Origin of the sequence: Agromyces rhizosphaerae (genome assembly GCF_027925245.1) — a bacterium.
Lineage (GTDB): Bacteria > Actinomycetota > Actinomycetes > Actinomycetales > Microbacteriaceae > Agromyces > Agromyces rhizosphaerae.
The window spans coordinates 1,474,718-1,492,015 of sequence record NZ_BSDP01000001.1; the positions used below are offsets into that span (position 1 = coordinate 1,474,718).

Here is a 17,298-nt window from a genome sequence, read left to right on the forward strand (position 1 = left end):
ATCGGCGCGGAACGCCGGGGCGCACGCGGTCGTACCGCGCGAGCCCCGGCCTGGGCGGTGTCAGCCACCGACGTTCTCCGCGAGCGTGTCGTCCATGGTCTCGATGAACTCGTCGGGGGTGATGTCACCCTGCACGAGGAGGGTCAGTTCCTGCTGCAACCGCGTGTTGGTGGCGGGGTCGAGCTGGGTGTCCCATGGCATCGCGATCGCAGGCCCCACGTCGCCGGCCTGCTCGACCGCGCGGCCGTAGAGCTCGGTGGCATCGCCGGGAACGACGGTCTCAGCGCCGTTCGTGGGCGACAGCGCGCCCGACGACGTGTAGAGGTCCGGGTACCGGTCGAGCGCGAAGGCGAGGAAGTCACGCACGAGAGGATCGTACGTCTGCGCGTTGACCGCCATGCCGATGCCCGACGGCGTGACGTACTCGTTGTCCGCGGTCGCGGCGCCGTCGATCGTGGGCAGGGTGAAGTAGTCGACGTCGTCCCGGACGGCCGGATCGAGCGCCTCGGTGGCGAGGTTGCCGAGCTCCCAGGTGCCGATGTTGTAGACCGCGGCCTTCCCCGACGTGAACAGTGCCTGCGCGTCGGCGTAGCCCGTCGAGGAGAAGCCCTCCTGGAAGCATCCCGCCTCGCCGAGTCCGTACAGCCACTCCGCTGCCGCGCGTCCCGGCTCGTCGGCGAAGGACGCGTCGCCGTTCTTCAGGTCCTGCACGTACCCGGGTCCGGCGAGGCGGAACGGGTAGTACGCCATGTACCGTTCGAGCGGCCACTGGTCCTGCCCGTCGAGCGCGATCGGCGTGATACCGGCGTCTCGGAGCGCCTCGCACATCGGCGCGAAGTCGTCGAGCGTGGCCGGCACGTCGACGCCCGCCTCCTCCAGCAGCGCCGAGTTGTACCAGAAGAACTCGAGCTGGAACTCGAACGGCACCATGTAGAGCGCACCGTCGTCGAAGCGCTGGTAGTTCAGTGCAGCCTCGCGGTACTCGTCCGCCAAGCCGAGGTCGTCGAGGAGCAGGTCGACGTCGACCATCTTCCCCTGGTCGGCGAGCTTCTGGGCGAACGGCGTCGCGTCGGTGTCGAACAGCTCCGGGAGCTTGTTCGCGGCCGCGAGGGTCTCGTACTTCTGGATGTACGACGGGCGGTCGGGCGTGGTGATGAGGTTGAGCGCGAAGCCGGGGTGGTCGGCCGCGTACTCGTCGGCGATCTGCTGCATGGTCGTGATGACGCCACCGTCGGCGGGCCGCGAGAGCAGCCATGAGATCTCGCGCGGCTCGATCGTCCCCTCGGGGTCGACATCGGTCGGGTCACCTCCCCCGGTCGCGCCCGAGCAGGCGGTGAGGACGAGCGTGGCCGCGAGGGTCGCCCCGGCGAGCATCGCCGTGCGCTGTGTGAATCGCATTGTCGGAATCTCCATTGATCGGTTATCGGGTGTGGGTGGTGCGTGGGATCACCCGGTGGCGGCGACCAGGCGGTCCGCTCCGGGAGTGTGTGAACGCGGTTCGGACCGCGCGAGCAGGGTGAACTCGGTCACGACCGCGCTGCCCTCGCCGACGAAGACGCCGACGCGGCCGGACGGGCGGTCGTAGAGCCGGGTGCTGAGCACCACTTCATCGTCGAGCGTGGCGACGCAGAGGTCTCCATCGACGATGATGTCGAGGGCGTGCTCGCCCGGCCCGAGTGCGGCCGGCCGTTCGAGCTCGATCGCGTGCGGGACATCGCCCGAGATCTGCCACTGCTCGCCACCCGTGAGGCGACGCGGCCAGCGGTCGAACACGAGTCGGCCGCGGCGGGGCTCGAGGCGGAGTCGGTACCCCTCGTCGCCGTCGTCGCTCGCGCGCAGCAGGACGCCGCACTCGCTGGTTCCCGGCGCGGTGTGCAGTCGCGCGACGAGCCGGAAGGAGCTCGGTGCGGTCCCGTGTGCCAGCGTCTCCGCATAGCCGTCGGGGGCGGTCAAGGTGGTGCCCGGGGGCAGCGCGCCGACGGGGTCGGCGAACGTCTCGCGGAGTTCGCGCGGGGGGTGGAACCCGAGCGAGCCGTCCCCGCGCTGCTCGGCCTCCAGCACCGACATCGTGCCTGCCCACTGCCAGGCGCCGTCATCGCTCTCGCCCTCACGACTGGCGATCCAACCGAAGAAGAAGTGCCGGCCGTCACGCTCCGCGGACTTCGCGGCGTAGTAGGCGCGCCCATCGAGGGTGTCGTGCTCCGGCACGATCCACGGGCCGTGGAGACTGCGCGCCATCCGATACCGGGTCGTGAAGGCATCGCTGAACTCGGAGTAGACGAGATACCACCAGTCACCCCACTGGAAGACTTCGGGGCACTCGTGAGCGACGTAGCGGCGCGGGTCCCAGAACGGCTCCGCGAGCGACCAGCGAACGAGGTCGGTCGACGTGTACTGCGCGATGACGCCCCGCCGACGCTCCGGGCCGTCAACATGCCGAGCGGTGATGAGCATCCGCCAGAGGCCAGCGTCGGCGTCGCGGAATACGAACGGATCGCGCCAGTCGGCGGACTCGTAGCCGTCCGGGGCCCCGAACGTGTCAGCCGGGTGCGACTGCCAGGTCTGCATGCCGTCACCACTCGATGCGTGCAGCACCAGCTGGAGCGGCTTGCCGTCCGCGCCGAGGTGCTTCGGGTTCTGACCGGTGTAGAAGGCGTGGTGGGTACCGAGGTCGTCGACCACGATGCTGCCCGTGTAGACGTTGAAGTCGTCGGCGGCCGGTCCCCCGGACGGGATCGCGGGGCCGGTCTCGCGGAACTCGACGAGGTCGTCCGTGGTGACCCGATGCCAGGGCATCCCATCCTTCGGGGTACGCCGGGACTCGTGCAGGTAGAAGAGGTGGAAGACACCGTCCTCCTGCCAGGGGATGACATCCCCGACCCATCCGCCGTCCGGCCGATAGAACCCACGCTGGTCCATGTACACCTCGTTGTTGCTGTTCGCTGGGGCCGATGGTTAACCGGTTAGGCATGACCCTAGCAAGGCATCCATGGATGGTCAATCGGTTAATCAACGGATCTTCGCGTCGCTAATCATGCAAACGCATGAACTTGTACGATGGAGGCATGCCGACCGCGATCACGCCCGCCGAGCTGCGCAGCTTCATCACGCACACCGAGGGCACCGTCACGCCGAAGGGGGTCGCGGGCCTCTACGGCCGCGCCGAGATGCTTGCGCGCATGCCGCAGTCGTTGCAGCGCTGGATCGTCGACCGCGCGAGCAGCAGCGCCGACGAGTACATGGGCTTCATCGTCGAGCCGTACGCCTTCTTCCTCGCCTATGAGATCACCGATGCGGATGCCGCGGAGCGCCTGCTGCCCGAGGGCTACCGCCTGGTGCCGACGGCGATGTTCGCCGACGAGACCCCGCGGCACTGCGCGATCCTGGGGGCGTTCAACGTGCGCGCCTCGGTGTTCCAGGGCGCGCGCGTGGAGCTGTACGTGATCGCCGAGAGCATCCGCACGGGCCTGCTCACGTGGGTCATCTGCGACTACGAGTCGAACACCATCAACTACGACCCGGGCGAGGGGTTCTCCGCCGCGACGACCGAGCGCGCGATCGTGACCACGGCGCACACCGGGGACGTGATCGTCGACGTGCGCAGCGCGGAACGGCCCAACGCGGTCGCGGCCACGGCCTCGGTGCCGGCCGGCACGATGCATCCGCTCGACCAGCGGCTCTGGGTGGAGGGCAACCTCTCGGTCGACTACGGCGGGCGCCTCGCGCACGAGGGCTCCGAACCCTTCGGGCTCGTGTTCGACCCGGCCGAGATGGCGCAGGCGCTGCGGATTCCACTGGGCGCCGCTGCCGTCGAGCGGAACACGTTCGGCGAGGGCTGGCGTGCCGACGAGCCGTTCGAGGTCGCCTGCTTCCCCTACGCGCAGCACTTCCTCACGACGAACTACCCGCGGTCGACGCCGATCCACGACGAGCACGCGGTCGCCGAGGCGGTGCGGGCCCAGGTCGCTGAGGCGGCTCACGCAACCCAGAGCGCGTAGCCGCTACCGGTCCTCGGAGAACCGCACCGCCGCGCGGAACTGCGCGGCGACGTTCGACCCCACGCCGATGGGCCAGCGGTGCATGATGTAGTTCGCCGCCTCGTCGACGGCGAGCTTGCGCGTGGAGTTACCCGCGCGCACCCACAGCTCGGGGTCGGCCGACTTGCCCGGGCGCAGGTACACCGGGCGCGGCGACGCAGTCATCTCGAGGCGGCACACGGTGGCCTGCCCATCGGTCGCCGCCTGGTCGTCGGACGGCACCTCGGCGAAGTCGACCCGCACAAGGGATGCCGCCGCCGTGCCGAGCGAGGTGGTCATGAGGTCGCGCAGCCAGAGCTCGTAGCGGTCGAGGTCGGGCGTGCGCAGGGTCGCGAGGTCCGCGTCGAGGCCGAGCGCGGTGCCGGCGTCGTCGACGCCGACCAGCAGGGCCCCGCCGTCGCCGTTCAGGAACGCGGCCACGGTCTTCGCGATGACCTGCTCCATGCGCGCGTCCTTCTCGCCCGTGCGCAGGTTGATGCGCGCGGTCGACTTGAACTCGACCTGGTCGGACTCGCCGGCGCGCATGAGCTGCTCGATGCTCGCGCGGGTCGGGCGCTGCAGGTGCGCGGCGATCGCGCCGTACACGCCGATGAACAGCACGGCCATGCCGAGCGTGGTGATCAGCACGAGCGGGCTGCCCAGGTTCGGGTCGGTCCCGATCAGCTCCGTCAGCAGCAGGCCCACGACGATGCCGAAGAGGGAGAGCATGAGCGCCGTCGATGCACGCAGACGGGCCCTGCGCCGCAGGATCAGGCGCGCGATGCCCGAGAAGGCGAGCGCGACGAGCACCGCCGCGAGGATGACCACGGCCACCGCCCACGGCGGGGCGTCGAAGATCACGTTGTCGGACACCCGTCGACCCTAACCCGAAGGAGCACGCCCCTACGGCCGACCGCCTCCGCCTCCGCCTCCGCCCATCATCTGGTTGGTCAGGGCGGTGATCTGCTCGCCGTTGACGACGACGGTGCCTCCGGTGAGGGTGCCGGTGCCGTCGAAGTCGAACGCGGACTGCGCGGTGACGTCGATCGATCCGCCGGTGATCGTGAGGTCGCCATTGCTGTCGAACGCGTCGGTGTCGCCCGAGCCCATCACCACGGTGATCTCGCCGCCATTGACCGTGATGCTCAGGCCGCTCGTCACGATGGCCGAGGCGGCGGCGTTCACGCCGTCGTCGGATGCGTTCACGGTGATGTCACCGCCGTCGATCACGATCACGGGCGCTTCGATGCCCTCGACCGAGGAGACGATGTCGAGCGTGCCCCCGGTGATCGTCACCTGCTGCTCGGCCTTCACCGCGTCGTCGCCCGTGGTGATCGTGATGTCGCCATCGGAGATGACGAGCTGGCCCTCGCCGGCGTCGGTGTCGTTGCTGGACTTGATGCCGTCGCCCGCCGCGTCGATCGTGATCGTGCCGCCGCTGATGGTCAGGCTGTCCTTGCCGCGGATGCCGTCGTCGGCGCTCGTCACCGTGATCGTGCCCGATTCGATCGACAGGTCGTCCTTGCCGACGATCCCGTCGGCGAACTCGGCGGTCACGTCCAGCGTCCCGGTGCCGGTGATGATCAGGTCGTCGGCGGAGTAGATGGCGCCCTCGATCTCCTCGTCGCCGCGGGTGGACGAGTCGGAGACGGTGTTGGTCGTGCCCTCGGCCAGCTCGATCACGGTCGTCTCGGCGCTGTCGACCTGGATGGCAGCCCCGTCGGCGCTGTCGATGGTCACCCCGTTGAGGATGAGACGCACGTTCCCGTCGGTGTCGACGACGACCTGCCCGGTCGTCGAGCCGCTGAGCACGTAGGTGCCCGCCTCGGTGATGGTGAGCCCGTCGTCGGAGAGCTCGACCTCCGTCGTCGGCAGCCCGCTCCAGTCGATGTCGCCGCTGACCGTGCTCGTCTCGACGGCGGTCGTCTCGGCCGACGAGGAGCTGGATTGCGTTGCGGTGGTGTCCGCACTCGAGTCGGCGAGCGTCGTCGTGCAGCCGGTGAAGAGCAGCGCAGAGGTAAGCAGGGCTGCGGCGGTGATGGTGAGTCGTCTCATGATGGGTCCTCGGGGCGGAGTCTCGTGGGTTGACTCCGACGACACCATCCGCGTCTATGCGCCTCCTATGTGCGTCCTATGCCGAGACATTGGCGCCGCCGCGAAGACTCGGTGGCCTCGATGGAGCGGCTGGCTCGACGCTGAGCATCGCGCTCGGCAACCAGCTCTCCTCCGGGTGGTCAGCGCCGAGTCTGAGACCTGTCGCTTGAGCAGTTGCACAGGGAAGATGTCGACGTCGTCGCGCCCGTAGAGCTGCCGAAACTCTTCAATTTCGACAGTGATTGGACCCCGCCACACGCGTGGTGCGCCGAAGGGCTGTGTTCATGCGCGAGACTCTCGGGCATGTCGATATGGAGCACGTACTTCAAGGTTGCGCAGCCATCCACGCCGGAAGAAGTCTCTGCGAGTCTCTGGAATGACGACGACACGGATTACGACTACTACGTGAAACACCCGGGTTATCAAGCGGCGCTGATGGACCAGTACAAGCTCTACGTCGAGATGGCCGATCGGATATCGAGTCGGCGCGGACTCGCGAACACATTCTTCCTCTCGCTCAATAGTGCGGTGCTTACGTTGGTGGCCGTCTTCTGGAGGGGCGGCCCCGATGGTCTGTCGCCATGGTTCCTCGTGCCTGCATTGGCACTTGCGCTCGGACTCTGCCTCGCCTGGTTCTGGGTCGTGCGCTCGTACAGACAGCTCAATGCGGCGAAGTTCGCCGTAATCGGGGCCTTGGAACAGCGACTTCCAGCCTCCCCTTGGTGGACCGGTGAATGGAAGGCCCTGCGAGGAGAGGAGAAGGACAAGTCGACGTACTGGGCACTCACACACGTCGAAATATGGGTTCCGTTGCTCTTCGGGCTCGCCTATGTCATAGGTGCCGTGGCGGCCGCCGCTGGGAGCATCTGACGGCAAGTCCACCTTCGCCTTCGAAGATTGCCTGGGATTGGGCTTGCGAATCGATCCCAGCGAACTGGCCATCGTGGCCACGCCAGGTCATCACTCCTGAACCAATGGCAATCTGCTGGGTCGGATCACTATTCTGGTAGCGTCGCGGCGCGATTTCAGTGACGACGGTAGTGCTTGATATTCGACCCGGGAGCAACGTGTCGGTCCAGGTGTGAGGCGGTCTCGATGCAAGAAGCGCAGCGGAGTATCCGGATCTTCATCTCGTACGTCCGGGAACCGCGAGTATCCGAGTATGTATTCAATCTGTCGGAGTACTTTCGAGAGAACGGCTTGGATTGCCGCATCGATCAGTACGTGGCACATCCTCCCAATGGCTGGCGCCGATGGTGCAACGAGGAGTTGGCCGAAGCGGACTTCGTCCTTGCACTGTGCACCGCTGAGTACGCAAAACGCTCCAGCTCAGAAGGCACAGGCGGATCTTGGGAGTGGGCCATTATTGCGAACGAGGTAGCCGACCGCCTCAACAGTCAGACTCGGATCATCCCAGTCATCCAGACCACCGACGACAGTCAGTACATTCCTATCGAAGTCCGGCAGTACCAGCACTACGTTCTCAACGACCAGAACAGCTTCAAGCAGCTCTACCGTCGCCTGACAGATCAACCCGCCGTCGTCCGCGGGCCGGTCAAGGAAATCGTTGAGATGCCCCCCGAACCTCCGAGTACGGAAGAACTCTGGCCCGACCTGTCGGAGTCGACCGGGAACCCTCGCCAGCTTCGAGCGGCTGACCCTGTTGGACCCCGCCCGACCCACGTGTCCAACCCAATTGACCTGTCTGCAATCATGCTGGGACATTGGGCAGTCGATGTGCAGACTGCTGGCGGGCTCTCAAGCGGAGAATTCTGGATCCATCGCAGCTGGAGCGGTGAGTCGATGTTCCAGCTCGCGGTGAAGTTCCCGTTGGCGCAAGCGGAGGGTCACTGGGAAGTTCGGCCCGGCCACCATCTTGTTATGGAGGGCATGATCCAGACAACGATGCCCGTTCCGCAGGTCGCCCCGTACTCGTTCTACAACATCTTCGACACCGTGAGCGAGGACGAACTGCGTGGAGTGACCGGCCTCGGTGAGTTCGTCATCTGGCGACGCATCGCACACTAGACGACACGGCATATGCGGACGCCGGCACTCAGCGCGTCACGCCGGATCTCCTGCACTTCGACGTGCCGACCGCGCACCTACGCCCCCTTGAGCCGCTCCGCCAGGTACCCGAACAGGCGGTCGAGCGAGACGCGCTCCTGGCCCATGGTGTCGCGGTCGCGCACGGTGACGGCGTTGTCGTCGAGGGAGTCGAAGTCGACCGTGATGCAGAACGGCGTGCCGATCTCGTCCTGGCGGCGGTAGCGGCGGCCGATGGCGCCGGCGTCGTCGAAGTCGACGTTCCACTGCTCGCGCAGCGACGAGGCGACCTCGCGGGCGATCGGCGAGAGCTTCTCGTTGCGCGACAGCGGCAGCACGGCGGCCTTGACCGGCGCGAGGCGCGGGTCGAGCTTCAGCACGGTGCGGGTGTCGGTGCCGCCCTTGGCGTTCGGCACCTCCTCCTGGTGGTACGCGTCCACCAGGAACGCCATGAGCGAGCGGGTCAGGCCCGCCGCGGGCTCGATGACGTACGGGGTCCAGCGCTCGTTCTTCGACTGGTCGAAGTACGACAGGTCCTTGCCCGAGTGCTTGGTGTGGGTGCCGAGGTCGAAGTCGGTGCGGTTCGCGACGCCCTCGAGCTCGCCCCAGTCGCCGCCGGCGAAGCCGAAGCGGTACTCGATGTCGACGGTGCGCTTGGAGTAGTGCGACAGCTTCTCCTTCGCGTGCTCGTAGCGGCGCAGGTTCTCGGGGTCGATGCCGAGGTCGGTGTACCAGTTCCAGCGGGTGTCGAGCCAGTACTCGAACCACTCGTCGTCGGTGCCGGGCTCGACGAAGAACTCCATCTCCATCTGCTCGAACTCGCGGGTCCGGAAGATGAAGTTGCCGGGCGTGATCTCGTTGCGGAACGACTTGCCGATCTGGCCGATGCCGAACGGCGGCTTCATGCGCGCCGCCTGCAGCACGTTGGCGAAGTTCACGAAGATGCCCTGCGCGGTCTCGGGGCGCAGGTAGTGCAGGCCGGCCTCGTCGTCGACCGGGCCGAGGAAGGTCTTCAGCAGGCCCGAGAACGCGCGCGGCTCGGTCCAGCGGCCGCGGGTGCCGCAGTTGGTGCAGACGACCTCGTCGAGGCCGCCGACGGGCGCGCGGCCCTTCTTGGCCTCGAACTCCTCGATCAGGTGGTCCTCGCGGTAGCGCTTGTGGCACTGCTGGCACTCGACGAGCGGGTCGGAGAAGACCTCGACATGGCCGGATGCCTCCCACACCTGCTTCGGCAGGATCACCGACGAGTCCAGGCCGACGACGTCGTCGCGGCCCTGCACCATGGTCTTCCACCACTGGCGCTTGATGTTCTCCTTGAGCTCCACGCCGAGGGGGCCGTAGTCCCACGCCGACCGGGATCCGCCGTAGATCTCCCCCGCCTGGAAGACGAACCCGCGGTGCTGGGCGAGGGTGATGACGGAATCGAGTCGGCTGGGTGCGGCCACGGTGGCTCCAATGGTCCTTCGGGAGGGGGTCGGGCGGATGCGCCCGGAAACGTACGACTCCCTATCCTACGGGCGGCGCGAGGCCCCGAATGCCCCTAGGTTGGGAGCACGACGACCGGGAGGGGGGCGGCGATGGCGGATCGGGTCGGCAGGGCGACGAGATACCGGATGCCCCCGCCCGAGACGGCCACCGACGCCGAGCTCTCCCGGCGCACCGAGTCCCGCTTCGGGTCGGCGTTCGGCCGCCTGCTGCGCTTCCTTGTGCGGGCGCCGCTCAGCGTCGCCCTCGCTGTGCTGCTCGCGGTGAACTGGCTGTTCCAGGGGCATCCGCTCGCCCCGCTCGACGAGGAGCTGCTCGAGCAGTTCGGCGCGGGCGTCGGGCCGACGCTCGAGGACGGCCGCTGGTGGACCGTCTTCACCGCCGCGGGCTTCGTCTCGGGTCCGGTCGAGGCGATCGTCTCGATCGTCGCCGCACTCCTGCTGCTCGGCACCGCCGAGCGCGTGATGGGCACCTGGCGCGCGCTCGTCGCCGGGCTCGTCACCGGCGCCGCGGGCTACGGCGTGGGCATCGGCATCGTGGCCATGGGCGCGTGGGCCGGCGAGTGGTGGGCCCTGCTGTCGGCGACGGTGGTCACGGTCGATCCGCTCCCAGGCATCATCGGCGCGCTCATGGCGGCCAGCGCCTTCATGCCCCGGCTCTGGGCGACCCGCACGCGCGTCGCGGTGCTCACGGTGGTGCTCGTCTTCGTGCTCTACGACGGCGACCCGCAGCACCTGTACCGGCTCTTCGCCGCCCTCGCCGGCCTGCTGCTCGGCGCCGTGTTCCAGGGCAACCCGTCGACCCTCAGGCCCCGCCGTTCGTCGTTCCGCGAGGTGCGCGCGCTGCTCGCGACCGTCGTCGCCGCCGGCGCGCTCGGGCCGATCGTCGCGGTGCTCAACCCCGACGCGTTCACGCCGTTCTCGCTGCTCTCGGCGAACCTCGACCCGGCGATCGACGCCGACCGCATCGGCGCGCGGTGCGATCGCTTCTCGTCGGCCGCCTGCGACGAGGCGATCATCGTCGCGAGCACGCAGGGCGTCGGGCCGTTCCTGCTCACCATGGTGCCGGTCGCGCTGCTGCTGATCGCCGCGTGGGGCATCCGCAAGGGGCGGCGCTTCGCGCTCTGGCTCGCGATCCTCATCAACATCTCGATCGCGCTCTCGGCGCTCATCGCCTTCGACGTCGCCGAGGCGGTGGCCGAGTTCCAGGCCGCCGACGTGGGCATCGGCGAGCTCATCGTCTGGGTGGTCGCGGCCCTGGCGCTGCCGGTCGCGATCGCGGTGCTGCTGTTCGCCCTGCGCCGCCGCGTCGCGCTGCCGAGCCCGCGCGGCGGCGTCGTGCAGTTCCTGACGGTCGTGCTGGTCACGGGCGCCGTGCTCTCGGCGCTCTACTTCATGCTCGGGCTGACCGCGCTGAGCGGCTTCGTGCCCGACGCGACCATCGGCGACCTCACGGTCGACACGATCAAGCGCTTCCTGCCGCCGCACATCGTGGCGACGATCGACCCGCTGATGCTGCCGTCGGGCACGCTCGCGTTCATCGCCCACCAGTGGGTCGGCGTGCTGTTCTGGGCGGTGTTCGCGGTGGCATCCGTCGCCCTGCTCCGCCGCACCGACTCGCGCGGTTCGCTCACCGACCAGCGCCTCATGCGCACGCTGCTCGAGCGGCACGGCGGCGGCACGCTCGGCTACCTCGGCACCTGGCGGGGCACGTCGTACTGGTTCGCCGACGACCTCGACGCGGGCGTCTCGTTCCGCCTCGAGAACGGGGTCGCCCTCGCGATCTCCGACCCGGTGTGCGCGCCCGAGCGGCTCGACGAGGTCGTCGCGGGCTTCGTCGCCTACTGCGACGAGGCCGGGTGGACACCCGTGTTCTACAGCGCGCACGAGGCCACGCGCGCCGCGGCCGAGCGGCTCGGCTGGCACTCGATCTCGGTCGGCGAGGAGACGCGCATCGACCCGACCGTCGTGGCGTTCCGCGGCAAGGCGTGGGCGAAGGTGCGGCAGCCGCTGAACCGCGGCATCCGCGAGGGCCTCACCACGGTGTGGAGCTCGTGGCGCGACCTGCCGCTGCCGGTGCAGGGACGCGTCGCCGCGATCTCCGAGCAGTGGGTCGCCGAGAAGGCGCTTCCCGAGATGGGCTTCACGCTCAGCGGCGTCGACGAGCTGCGCGACCCGAGCGTGCGGCTCATGCTCGCGGTCGACGCGCAGGAGCACGTGCACGGCGTGACGAGCTGGCTGCCCGTGCACGGCGACGGCCGCCTCGTCGGCTGGACGATCGACTTCATGCGCCGCGCCGACGACGCCATGCCCGGCGTCATGGAGTACCTCATCGCGTCGGCGACGCTGCACATGAAGGAGGAGTCCCTCACGGTGCTGAGCCTCTCGGGCGCCCCGCTCGCGACCAAGCCGGTCGCCGACGGCGAGACCCCGCCCGAACCGACCGCGATCGACCAGGTGCTCGCGTTCCTCGCCCGCACGCTCGAGCCGGCCTACGGGTTCGCCTCGCTGTTCCGCTTCAAGGCGAAGTTCAACCCGCAGTACGAGACGCTCTGGCTGTCGTACGCGGACCCGGCGTCCCTGCCGGCGATCGCGGTCGCGCTGTCGCGGGCCTACCTGCCGCGCGTGACCCGGAAGCAGGCGGTCGCGCTCACGCGCGCGGTGGCGCGATGAGCAGGCCAGCCCCAGGCGCCGCAGCCCACCCCGACATCCCCGTCGCCGCGATCGCCCTGATGCGCGACCGGCGGGTGCTCATGGTGACCGCGCGCGGCCGCGACGTGTGGTTCATGCCGGGCGGCAAGGTCGACCCGGGCGAGAGCGGGGCGGATGCAGCCGCGCGCGAGGCGCGCGAGGAGGTCTCGCTCGACCTCGACCCCGCACGCCTCGACGAGCTCTTCGAGGTCGCGACCCAGGCGCACGGCGAGCCCGACGGGCGGCTCGTGCGCATGCGGGTCTTCCAGGCGGTGACGGATGCCGCGCCGCATCCGTCCGCCGAGATCGACGCCGTGCACTGGGCGTCGACCGCCGACGCGGGGCGCTGCCCGCCCGCGGGCGCGGAGGTGCTGCGGCTGCTCGGGGCGGCGGGGCTGATCGACTGACATCACGCCCGTGGCATCCGCTCGGGTAGCCTGTGCGGAACGTGGCGGGACCGGCGGGAGGGGTGGCGTGGCTGCATCCGATGCCGACGACCTCACGCGCCCGTGGGGCGCGCTGCATCCCGAGCGCTTCCTGCGGCCGGGCCGCGCCGACGCGATCACGCTGCTCGTGCTGCGCTGCCTCAAGGTGAGCTTCATCACGCTGCTGTTCGCCGGCGCGTCGCTCGCGTTCGTCACGGGCACACTCACCGAGGAGGCGATCCTCCAGCTCACGAGCCCGGGCCAGTTCATCCGCGCCGCGCTCTCGCCGCTGATCGGCATCGTCGCGGCGATCGTGATCCGCTTCGCAGTCGGGTGGGTGGCGCTGATCGTCGCGCTGCCGCTCAGCGGGCGGGCGTGGACGCGCGGCACGTCGGCCGAGTCGCGCTGGCGCCGGTTCCGCGACGTGATCGACGTGACGAGCGCGTACCGGGCGATCCGCTGGACCTGGGCGGTGCGCGGTGCGGCCGTGGCGCGGGCCGGGCGCACGGGTCGGGTGATCGCCGTGTGCGAGACGGTCATCCGCGTCGCGAACTGGCTGTCGCCGTTCGCGTTCATCTTCGTCGTCTACCTCGCGGGGACGAGCCGATGATCGGGCCGGAGGCCGGGAGGCGGCTGTCGCCACTCGCGAAGTGGTGGTGGTGGTCGCTCGACTACGTCTACGCGGGCTGGCGGCAGGCCGCGCTGCTCTGGGACGGACGGCGTGCGCCGCGCCGGTGGCTGCGCGGCGACCCGGCACTTCCGGAGGTGGTGCTGCTGCCCGGCATCTACGAGCACTGGTCGTTCGTGCGCCCCATGGGCGACGCGCTCAACCGGGCCGGGCACCGCGTGCTGGCGGTGCACGGCATGGGCGCGAACCGCGCCGACATCGCCGAGACGTCGGCCAGACTCGCCCGGGCGCTCGGGCGTCGGCGCACGCCCGACGCCGGTCGCGTGATCGTCGGCCACAGCAAGGGCGGGCTGATCGGCAAGCACCTGCTGGTGCACGACCTCGCGGCGGCGGGGCGCTCGGGTGCGGGGCGCTCGGGTGCGGGGCGCTCTGGTGCGGGGCGAGCGGATGCCCCGGGCGACCGCGGCCCCCTCGGCATCATCGGCGTCGTCGGCATCGCCACCCCGTTCGGCGGGTCGACGCGCGCCTGGCTGCTCCAGCAGGACCCGAGCATCAGGGCGCTGCGGCCCGACGACCCGGTGATCGCCGCGCTGCGCAGCGCCGCATCCGTCAACGCCCACATCGCGTCGATCCACCCGGTGTGGGATCCGCACGTGCCCAACGGCAGCGTGCTCGCCGGCGCGCACAACGTCGAGGTGCCGGTCGCGGGCCACTTCCTCGTCATGCGGGCGCCGGCCACGGTCGACGCCGTGCGCGATGCGATCGGCCGCCTCGCGGCATCCGCCGCCCCGTCTCGGAGTGGCTAGAAGACGTACTCGAGCAGGTCGAGGCCCGTCGCGCGCATGCCGTCGAGCACCGAGAGGCGCGCGGGCAGGCCGGTGTCGGCGAAGTACATCGAGACCGAGTACGCGACGCCCGCGCGCGGGCCGCGCAGCACGCCGACCTCCGAGCGCACGCCGCGGTCGGTGCCGGTCTTGTTCATGAGCAGCAGGCCGTGGTCGGGCTCGCGGTGCGCGAGCGGGTCGAGGCCGAAGGCGGATGCCACGAGCGAGAGGTCCGAGTTCAGCGACAGCCAGCCGACGACCCGCCGCGACACCTCGGGCGTGACGATCTCGCCGCGGGCGAGCGCCGCGAACAGCCAGGTGAGCTCGCGGGTCGAGCCGATCGACAGCTGCGGCGCGTCGTCGGGGCCGCGGTGGTCGCGCACGAGGTCGAGCAGCGCGGTGCGGGTGAGGCCGAGCGACTCGGTGCGCGCGCGCACGGCCTCGAGGCCGATCTCGCGCAGCAGCACGTTCGTCGCGAGGTTGTCGCTGGTGGCACCGACCAGCGCGGCGAGGTCGGCGATGGGCAGCGACGGCGCCTGCAGGTGCTGCCAGATGCCCGAGTCGGCGACGGCGTCGAGCGGCTCGCGGTCGAGGATGCGGAAGCCGTCCATGCCCGGGCCCGCGAGCTGCGAGGCGACCTCGACCAGCAGCAGCACCTTGCCGATCGACGCCGTCGGCATGATGACGTCGTCGTCGACCGAGAACAGCACGCGCCCCGACGCGAGGTCGGTCGCCCGCGCCGACACCTGCACGCCCGCGAGCGACAGCTCCCCCAGGGCCGTGAAGCCCCGGGTGAAGTTGTCGTTCGGCTCGTCGGCGCGACGGCGACCCTGGCGGCGCTCGGCGCGCCGCGAACGGCGCTCCGACTCCTGCGAGGTCACCACGGGTGTTCGCTGCTCTCTGTTCGGTCGGCGCTCCCCCGCCGCGTCACGCGGCGCGCACGAGATGTTCGGTCAGGTGTGCGGGGTGCGGGTCACCAGATGGAGACCCGCTCCGATGGGTCGAGCCAGGCCGCGTCGTCGGGCGTGACCCCGAACGTCTCGTAGTACTCGTCGATGTTGCGCACGATCTGGTTGCAGCGGAACTCGTTCGGCGAGTGCGGGTCGATCGCGAGCAGCCGGATGACCTCCTCGTCGCGTCCCTTCTGCTGCCACGCTTGCGCCCAGGAGAGGAAGAACCGCTCCGCGCCCGTGAGGCCGTCGATCACCGGTGCCTCCTCGCCGCCGAGCGAGAGCAGGTACGCCTTCCACGCGATCGCGAGTCCGCCGAGGTCGCCGATGTTCTCGCCGATCGTGAGCGCGCCGTTCACGTGGTGCTCGTCGCCGTCGAGCTGTGCGGGCACGAGCGCCTCGTACTGGGCGATGAGCGCGCCGGTGCGCTCCTCGAACGCGGCGCGGTCGGCCTCGGTCCACCAGTCGGTGAGGCGGCCGTCGCCGTCGTAGCGCGAGCCCTGGTCGTCGAAGCCGTGGCCGATCTCGTGGCCGATGACGGCGCCGATGGCCCCGTAGTTCGCGGCAGGGTCGCGGGTCTCGTCGAAGAACGGGAACTGCAGGATGGCCGCCGGGAAGACGATCTCGTTGAAGCCCGGGTTGTAGTAGGCGTTGATCGTCTGCGGGGTCATGAACCACTCGTCGCGGTCGATCGGCGAGCCGATCTTGCCGAGCTCCCGGAGGAACTCGAACTCGGTGCCGGCGGCCACGTTGCCCGCCAGGTCGTCGGCCGAGATCTCGAGCGTCGAGTAGTCGCGCCACTTCACCGGGTAGCCGATCTTCGGCGTGAACTTCTCGAGCTTGTCGATGGCCCGGGCGCGGGTCTCCTCGCCCATCCAGTCGAGCGCGCCGATCGACTGGCGGTACGCCTCGACGAGGTTGGCGACGAGCTCGTCCATCGCGACCTTCGCCGCCGGCGGGAAGTGCCGCTCGACGTAGATGCGGCCGACCGCCTCGCCCATGATCCGCTCGACGAGGGAGACGCCGCGCTTCCAGCGCTCGCGCATCTGCGGGGTGCCGGTGAGGGTGCGACCGTAGAAGTCGAAGTTCGCCTCGACGAACGCCTCCGACAGGTAGGCCGCGTTCCCGCGGATGACCTGCCAGGCCAGCCAGTCGCGCCAGGCCGGGAGCCGGTCGTCGGTGAGCAGCGGCACGAGCCCCTCGGTGAACGACGGCTCGCGCAGCACGAGCTCGTCGAACGCGCCGTCGGGCACGTCCATGCCGTCGCGCCACAGCTCCAGCGGGGCATCCGGATTCGCCGCGGCGAAGGGAGCGGCCACGTCGGCCCAGGTGCGCAGGTTGTAGGTCTTCTGGCTGTCGCGGGTCGCGACGTTGTCCCAGTGCGCTGCGGCGAGCGCCGTCTCGAGCTCGAACACGCGGGCGGCGCGGGCGGCCGGCTCGTCGAGCCCGGCGAGCGCGAACATGCGCTCGAGGTGCGCCACGTACGCGTCGCGCACTCCGGCGAACCGCTCCTCGCGGTAGTAGCTCTCGTCGGGCAGGCCGATGCCGCCCTGCTCCACGAGCACGAGGTAGCGCTCGGGATTGCCCGGGTCGTTGTCGATGTAGAGCTGGTAGAACCCGCCCGTGCCGCGGCGCTCGAGGCTGCCGATCGTCGTGAGCAGCTCGGCGACGGATGCGACCGAGGCAGCCTCCTCCAGCAGTCCGGCGATCGGCGCGGCGCCGAGCTCCTCGATGCGCGCCTCGTCCATGAAGCTCGCGTAGAGGTCGCCGACCTTGCGCTCCTCGGTGCCGGGCTCGGCGCCCTGCGCCTCCTCGATGATGGCGCGCACCGCCTGCTCGGCCTCGTCGTTCAGCACGTGGAACGAGCCGTAGCGCGCCTTGTCCTCGGGGATCTCGGTGCGAGCGATCCACTTGCCGTTGACGTGGGCGAACAGGTCGTCCTGCGGGCGCACGGCATCGTCGAGTTCGTCGAGGGTGATGCCGGAGCCGAGGGTCGCGTCGGGGGTGTCTTCTGCGAGGGGGGCCTGGGTCATGGGGTCCAGCCTAAGCGCTCGCGGGCGGGATTCGGCGGGTCGTTCCACGGGATGACCGGCAGGCTCCGTAGGCTGCCCGATCGCTGCTCCCAGCCGCGGTCACGCAT

General features: G+C 69.8%; 14 protein-coding genes. 7 read left to right on the forward strand and 7 right to left on the reverse strand.

Annotation, left to right across the window (positions count from 1 at the left end):
* Window positions 1-60: 60 nt before the first annotated feature.
* Both QMG39_RS06945 and QMG39_RS06950 read right to left on the reverse strand, forming a co-directional pair.
* Window positions 61-1,398: an ABC transporter substrate-binding protein gene (locus QMG39_RS06945; protein ID WP_281883424.1), complete on the reverse strand. Its 1,338-nt coding sequence runs from the start codon at window positions 1,396-1,398 to the stop codon at window positions 61-63.
* A gap of 48 nt (window positions 1,399-1,446) precedes the next feature.
* Window positions 1,447-2,919, reverse strand: coding sequence for a glycoside hydrolase family protein (locus tag QMG39_RS06950; protein ID WP_281883426.1), 1,473 nt, complete (start codon window positions 2,917-2,919; stop codon window positions 1,447-1,449).
* 146 nt (window positions 2,920-3,065) lie between these two features.
* Here QMG39_RS06950 and QMG39_RS06955 point away from each other — a divergent pair, with 146 nt between their 5' ends.
* The gene (locus tag QMG39_RS06955) at window positions 3,066-3,998 is read left to right on the forward strand and encodes a hypothetical protein (RefSeq protein WP_281883428.1); all 933 of its coding nucleotides are present in this window, start codon (window positions 3,066-3,068) and stop codon (window positions 3,996-3,998) included.
* 3 nt (window positions 3,999-4,001) lie between these two features.
* Here QMG39_RS06955 and QMG39_RS06960 read toward each other — a convergent pair whose 3' ends face one another.
* Entirely contained in the window at window positions 4,002-4,889 is an 888-nt protein-coding gene (locus QMG39_RS06960; RefSeq protein ID WP_281883430.1) for an AlbA family DNA-binding domain-containing protein, read from the reverse strand.
* 30 nt (window positions 4,890-4,919) lie between these two features.
* Complete coding sequence (locus QMG39_RS06965; RefSeq protein WP_281883432.1) at window positions 4,920-6,071, reverse strand: carbohydrate-binding domain-containing protein; 1,152 nt, start codon at window positions 6,069-6,071, stop codon at window positions 4,920-4,922.
* Window positions 6,072-6,413: 342 nt separating this feature from the next.
* Here QMG39_RS06965 and QMG39_RS06970 point away from each other — a divergent pair, with 342 nt between their 5' ends.
* Window positions 6,414-6,980: a RipA family octameric membrane protein gene (locus tag QMG39_RS06970; RefSeq protein ID WP_281883434.1), complete on the forward strand. Its 567-nt coding sequence runs from the start codon at window positions 6,414-6,416 to the stop codon at window positions 6,978-6,980.
* A gap of 225 nt (window positions 6,981-7,205) precedes the next feature.
* Window positions 7,206-8,138, forward strand: coding sequence for a toll/interleukin-1 receptor domain-containing protein (locus QMG39_RS06975; RefSeq protein ID WP_281883436.1), 933 nt, complete (start codon window positions 7,206-7,208; stop codon window positions 8,136-8,138).
* Window positions 8,139-8,215: 77 nt separating this feature from the next.
* On the opposite strand, the gene QMG39_RS06980 is transcribed toward QMG39_RS06975, so the two are convergent.
* Window positions 8,216-9,601, reverse strand: coding sequence for a glycine--tRNA ligase (locus QMG39_RS06980; RefSeq protein WP_281883438.1), 1,386 nt, complete (start codon window positions 9,599-9,601; stop codon window positions 8,216-8,218).
* 168 nt (window positions 9,602-9,769) lie between these two features.
* Here QMG39_RS06980 and QMG39_RS06985 point away from each other — a divergent pair, with 168 nt between their 5' ends.
* From QMG39_RS06985 to QMG39_RS07000, 4 genes are all read left to right on the forward strand, one after another.
* Entirely contained in the window at window positions 9,770-12,313 is a 2,544-nt protein-coding gene (locus QMG39_RS06985; RefSeq protein ID WP_281883440.1) for a bifunctional lysylphosphatidylglycerol flippase/synthetase MprF, read from the forward strand.
* Complete coding sequence (locus tag QMG39_RS06990) at window positions 12,310-12,738, forward strand: NUDIX hydrolase (RefSeq protein WP_281883442.1); 429 nt, start codon at window positions 12,310-12,312, stop codon at window positions 12,736-12,738. The genes QMG39_RS06985 and QMG39_RS06990 overlap by 4 nt, the downstream gene beginning before the upstream one ends.
* Window positions 12,739-12,805: 67 nt before the next feature.
* Window positions 12,806-13,366 carry a hypothetical protein gene (locus QMG39_RS06995; protein ID WP_281883444.1) on the forward strand — a complete coding sequence of 187 codons (561 nt, stop codon included), beginning with the start codon at window positions 12,806-12,808 and terminating at the stop codon, window positions 13,364-13,366.
* Window positions 13,363-14,190: a lipase family protein gene (locus tag QMG39_RS07000; RefSeq protein WP_281883445.1), complete on the forward strand. Its 828-nt coding sequence runs from the start codon at window positions 13,363-13,365 to the stop codon at window positions 14,188-14,190. The genes QMG39_RS06995 and QMG39_RS07000 overlap by 4 nt, the downstream gene beginning before the upstream one ends.
* On the opposite strand, the gene QMG39_RS07005 is transcribed toward QMG39_RS07000, so the two are convergent.
* Window positions 14,187-15,092 (reverse strand): serine hydrolase, encoded by a 906-nt coding sequence (locus tag QMG39_RS07005; protein ID WP_281883448.1) that lies wholly within the window; start codon window positions 15,090-15,092, stop codon window positions 14,187-14,189. The two genes, QMG39_RS07000 and QMG39_RS07005, sit on opposite strands and share 4 nt — an antisense overlap.
* Window positions 15,093-15,181: 89 nt before the next feature.
* Window positions 15,182-17,191 carry a M13 family metallopeptidase gene (locus QMG39_RS07010; RefSeq protein ID WP_281883450.1) on the reverse strand — a complete coding sequence of 670 codons (2,010 nt, stop codon included), beginning with the start codon at window positions 17,189-17,191 and terminating at the stop codon, window positions 15,182-15,184.
* Between the last annotated feature and the right edge of the window lie 107 nt (window positions 17,192-17,298).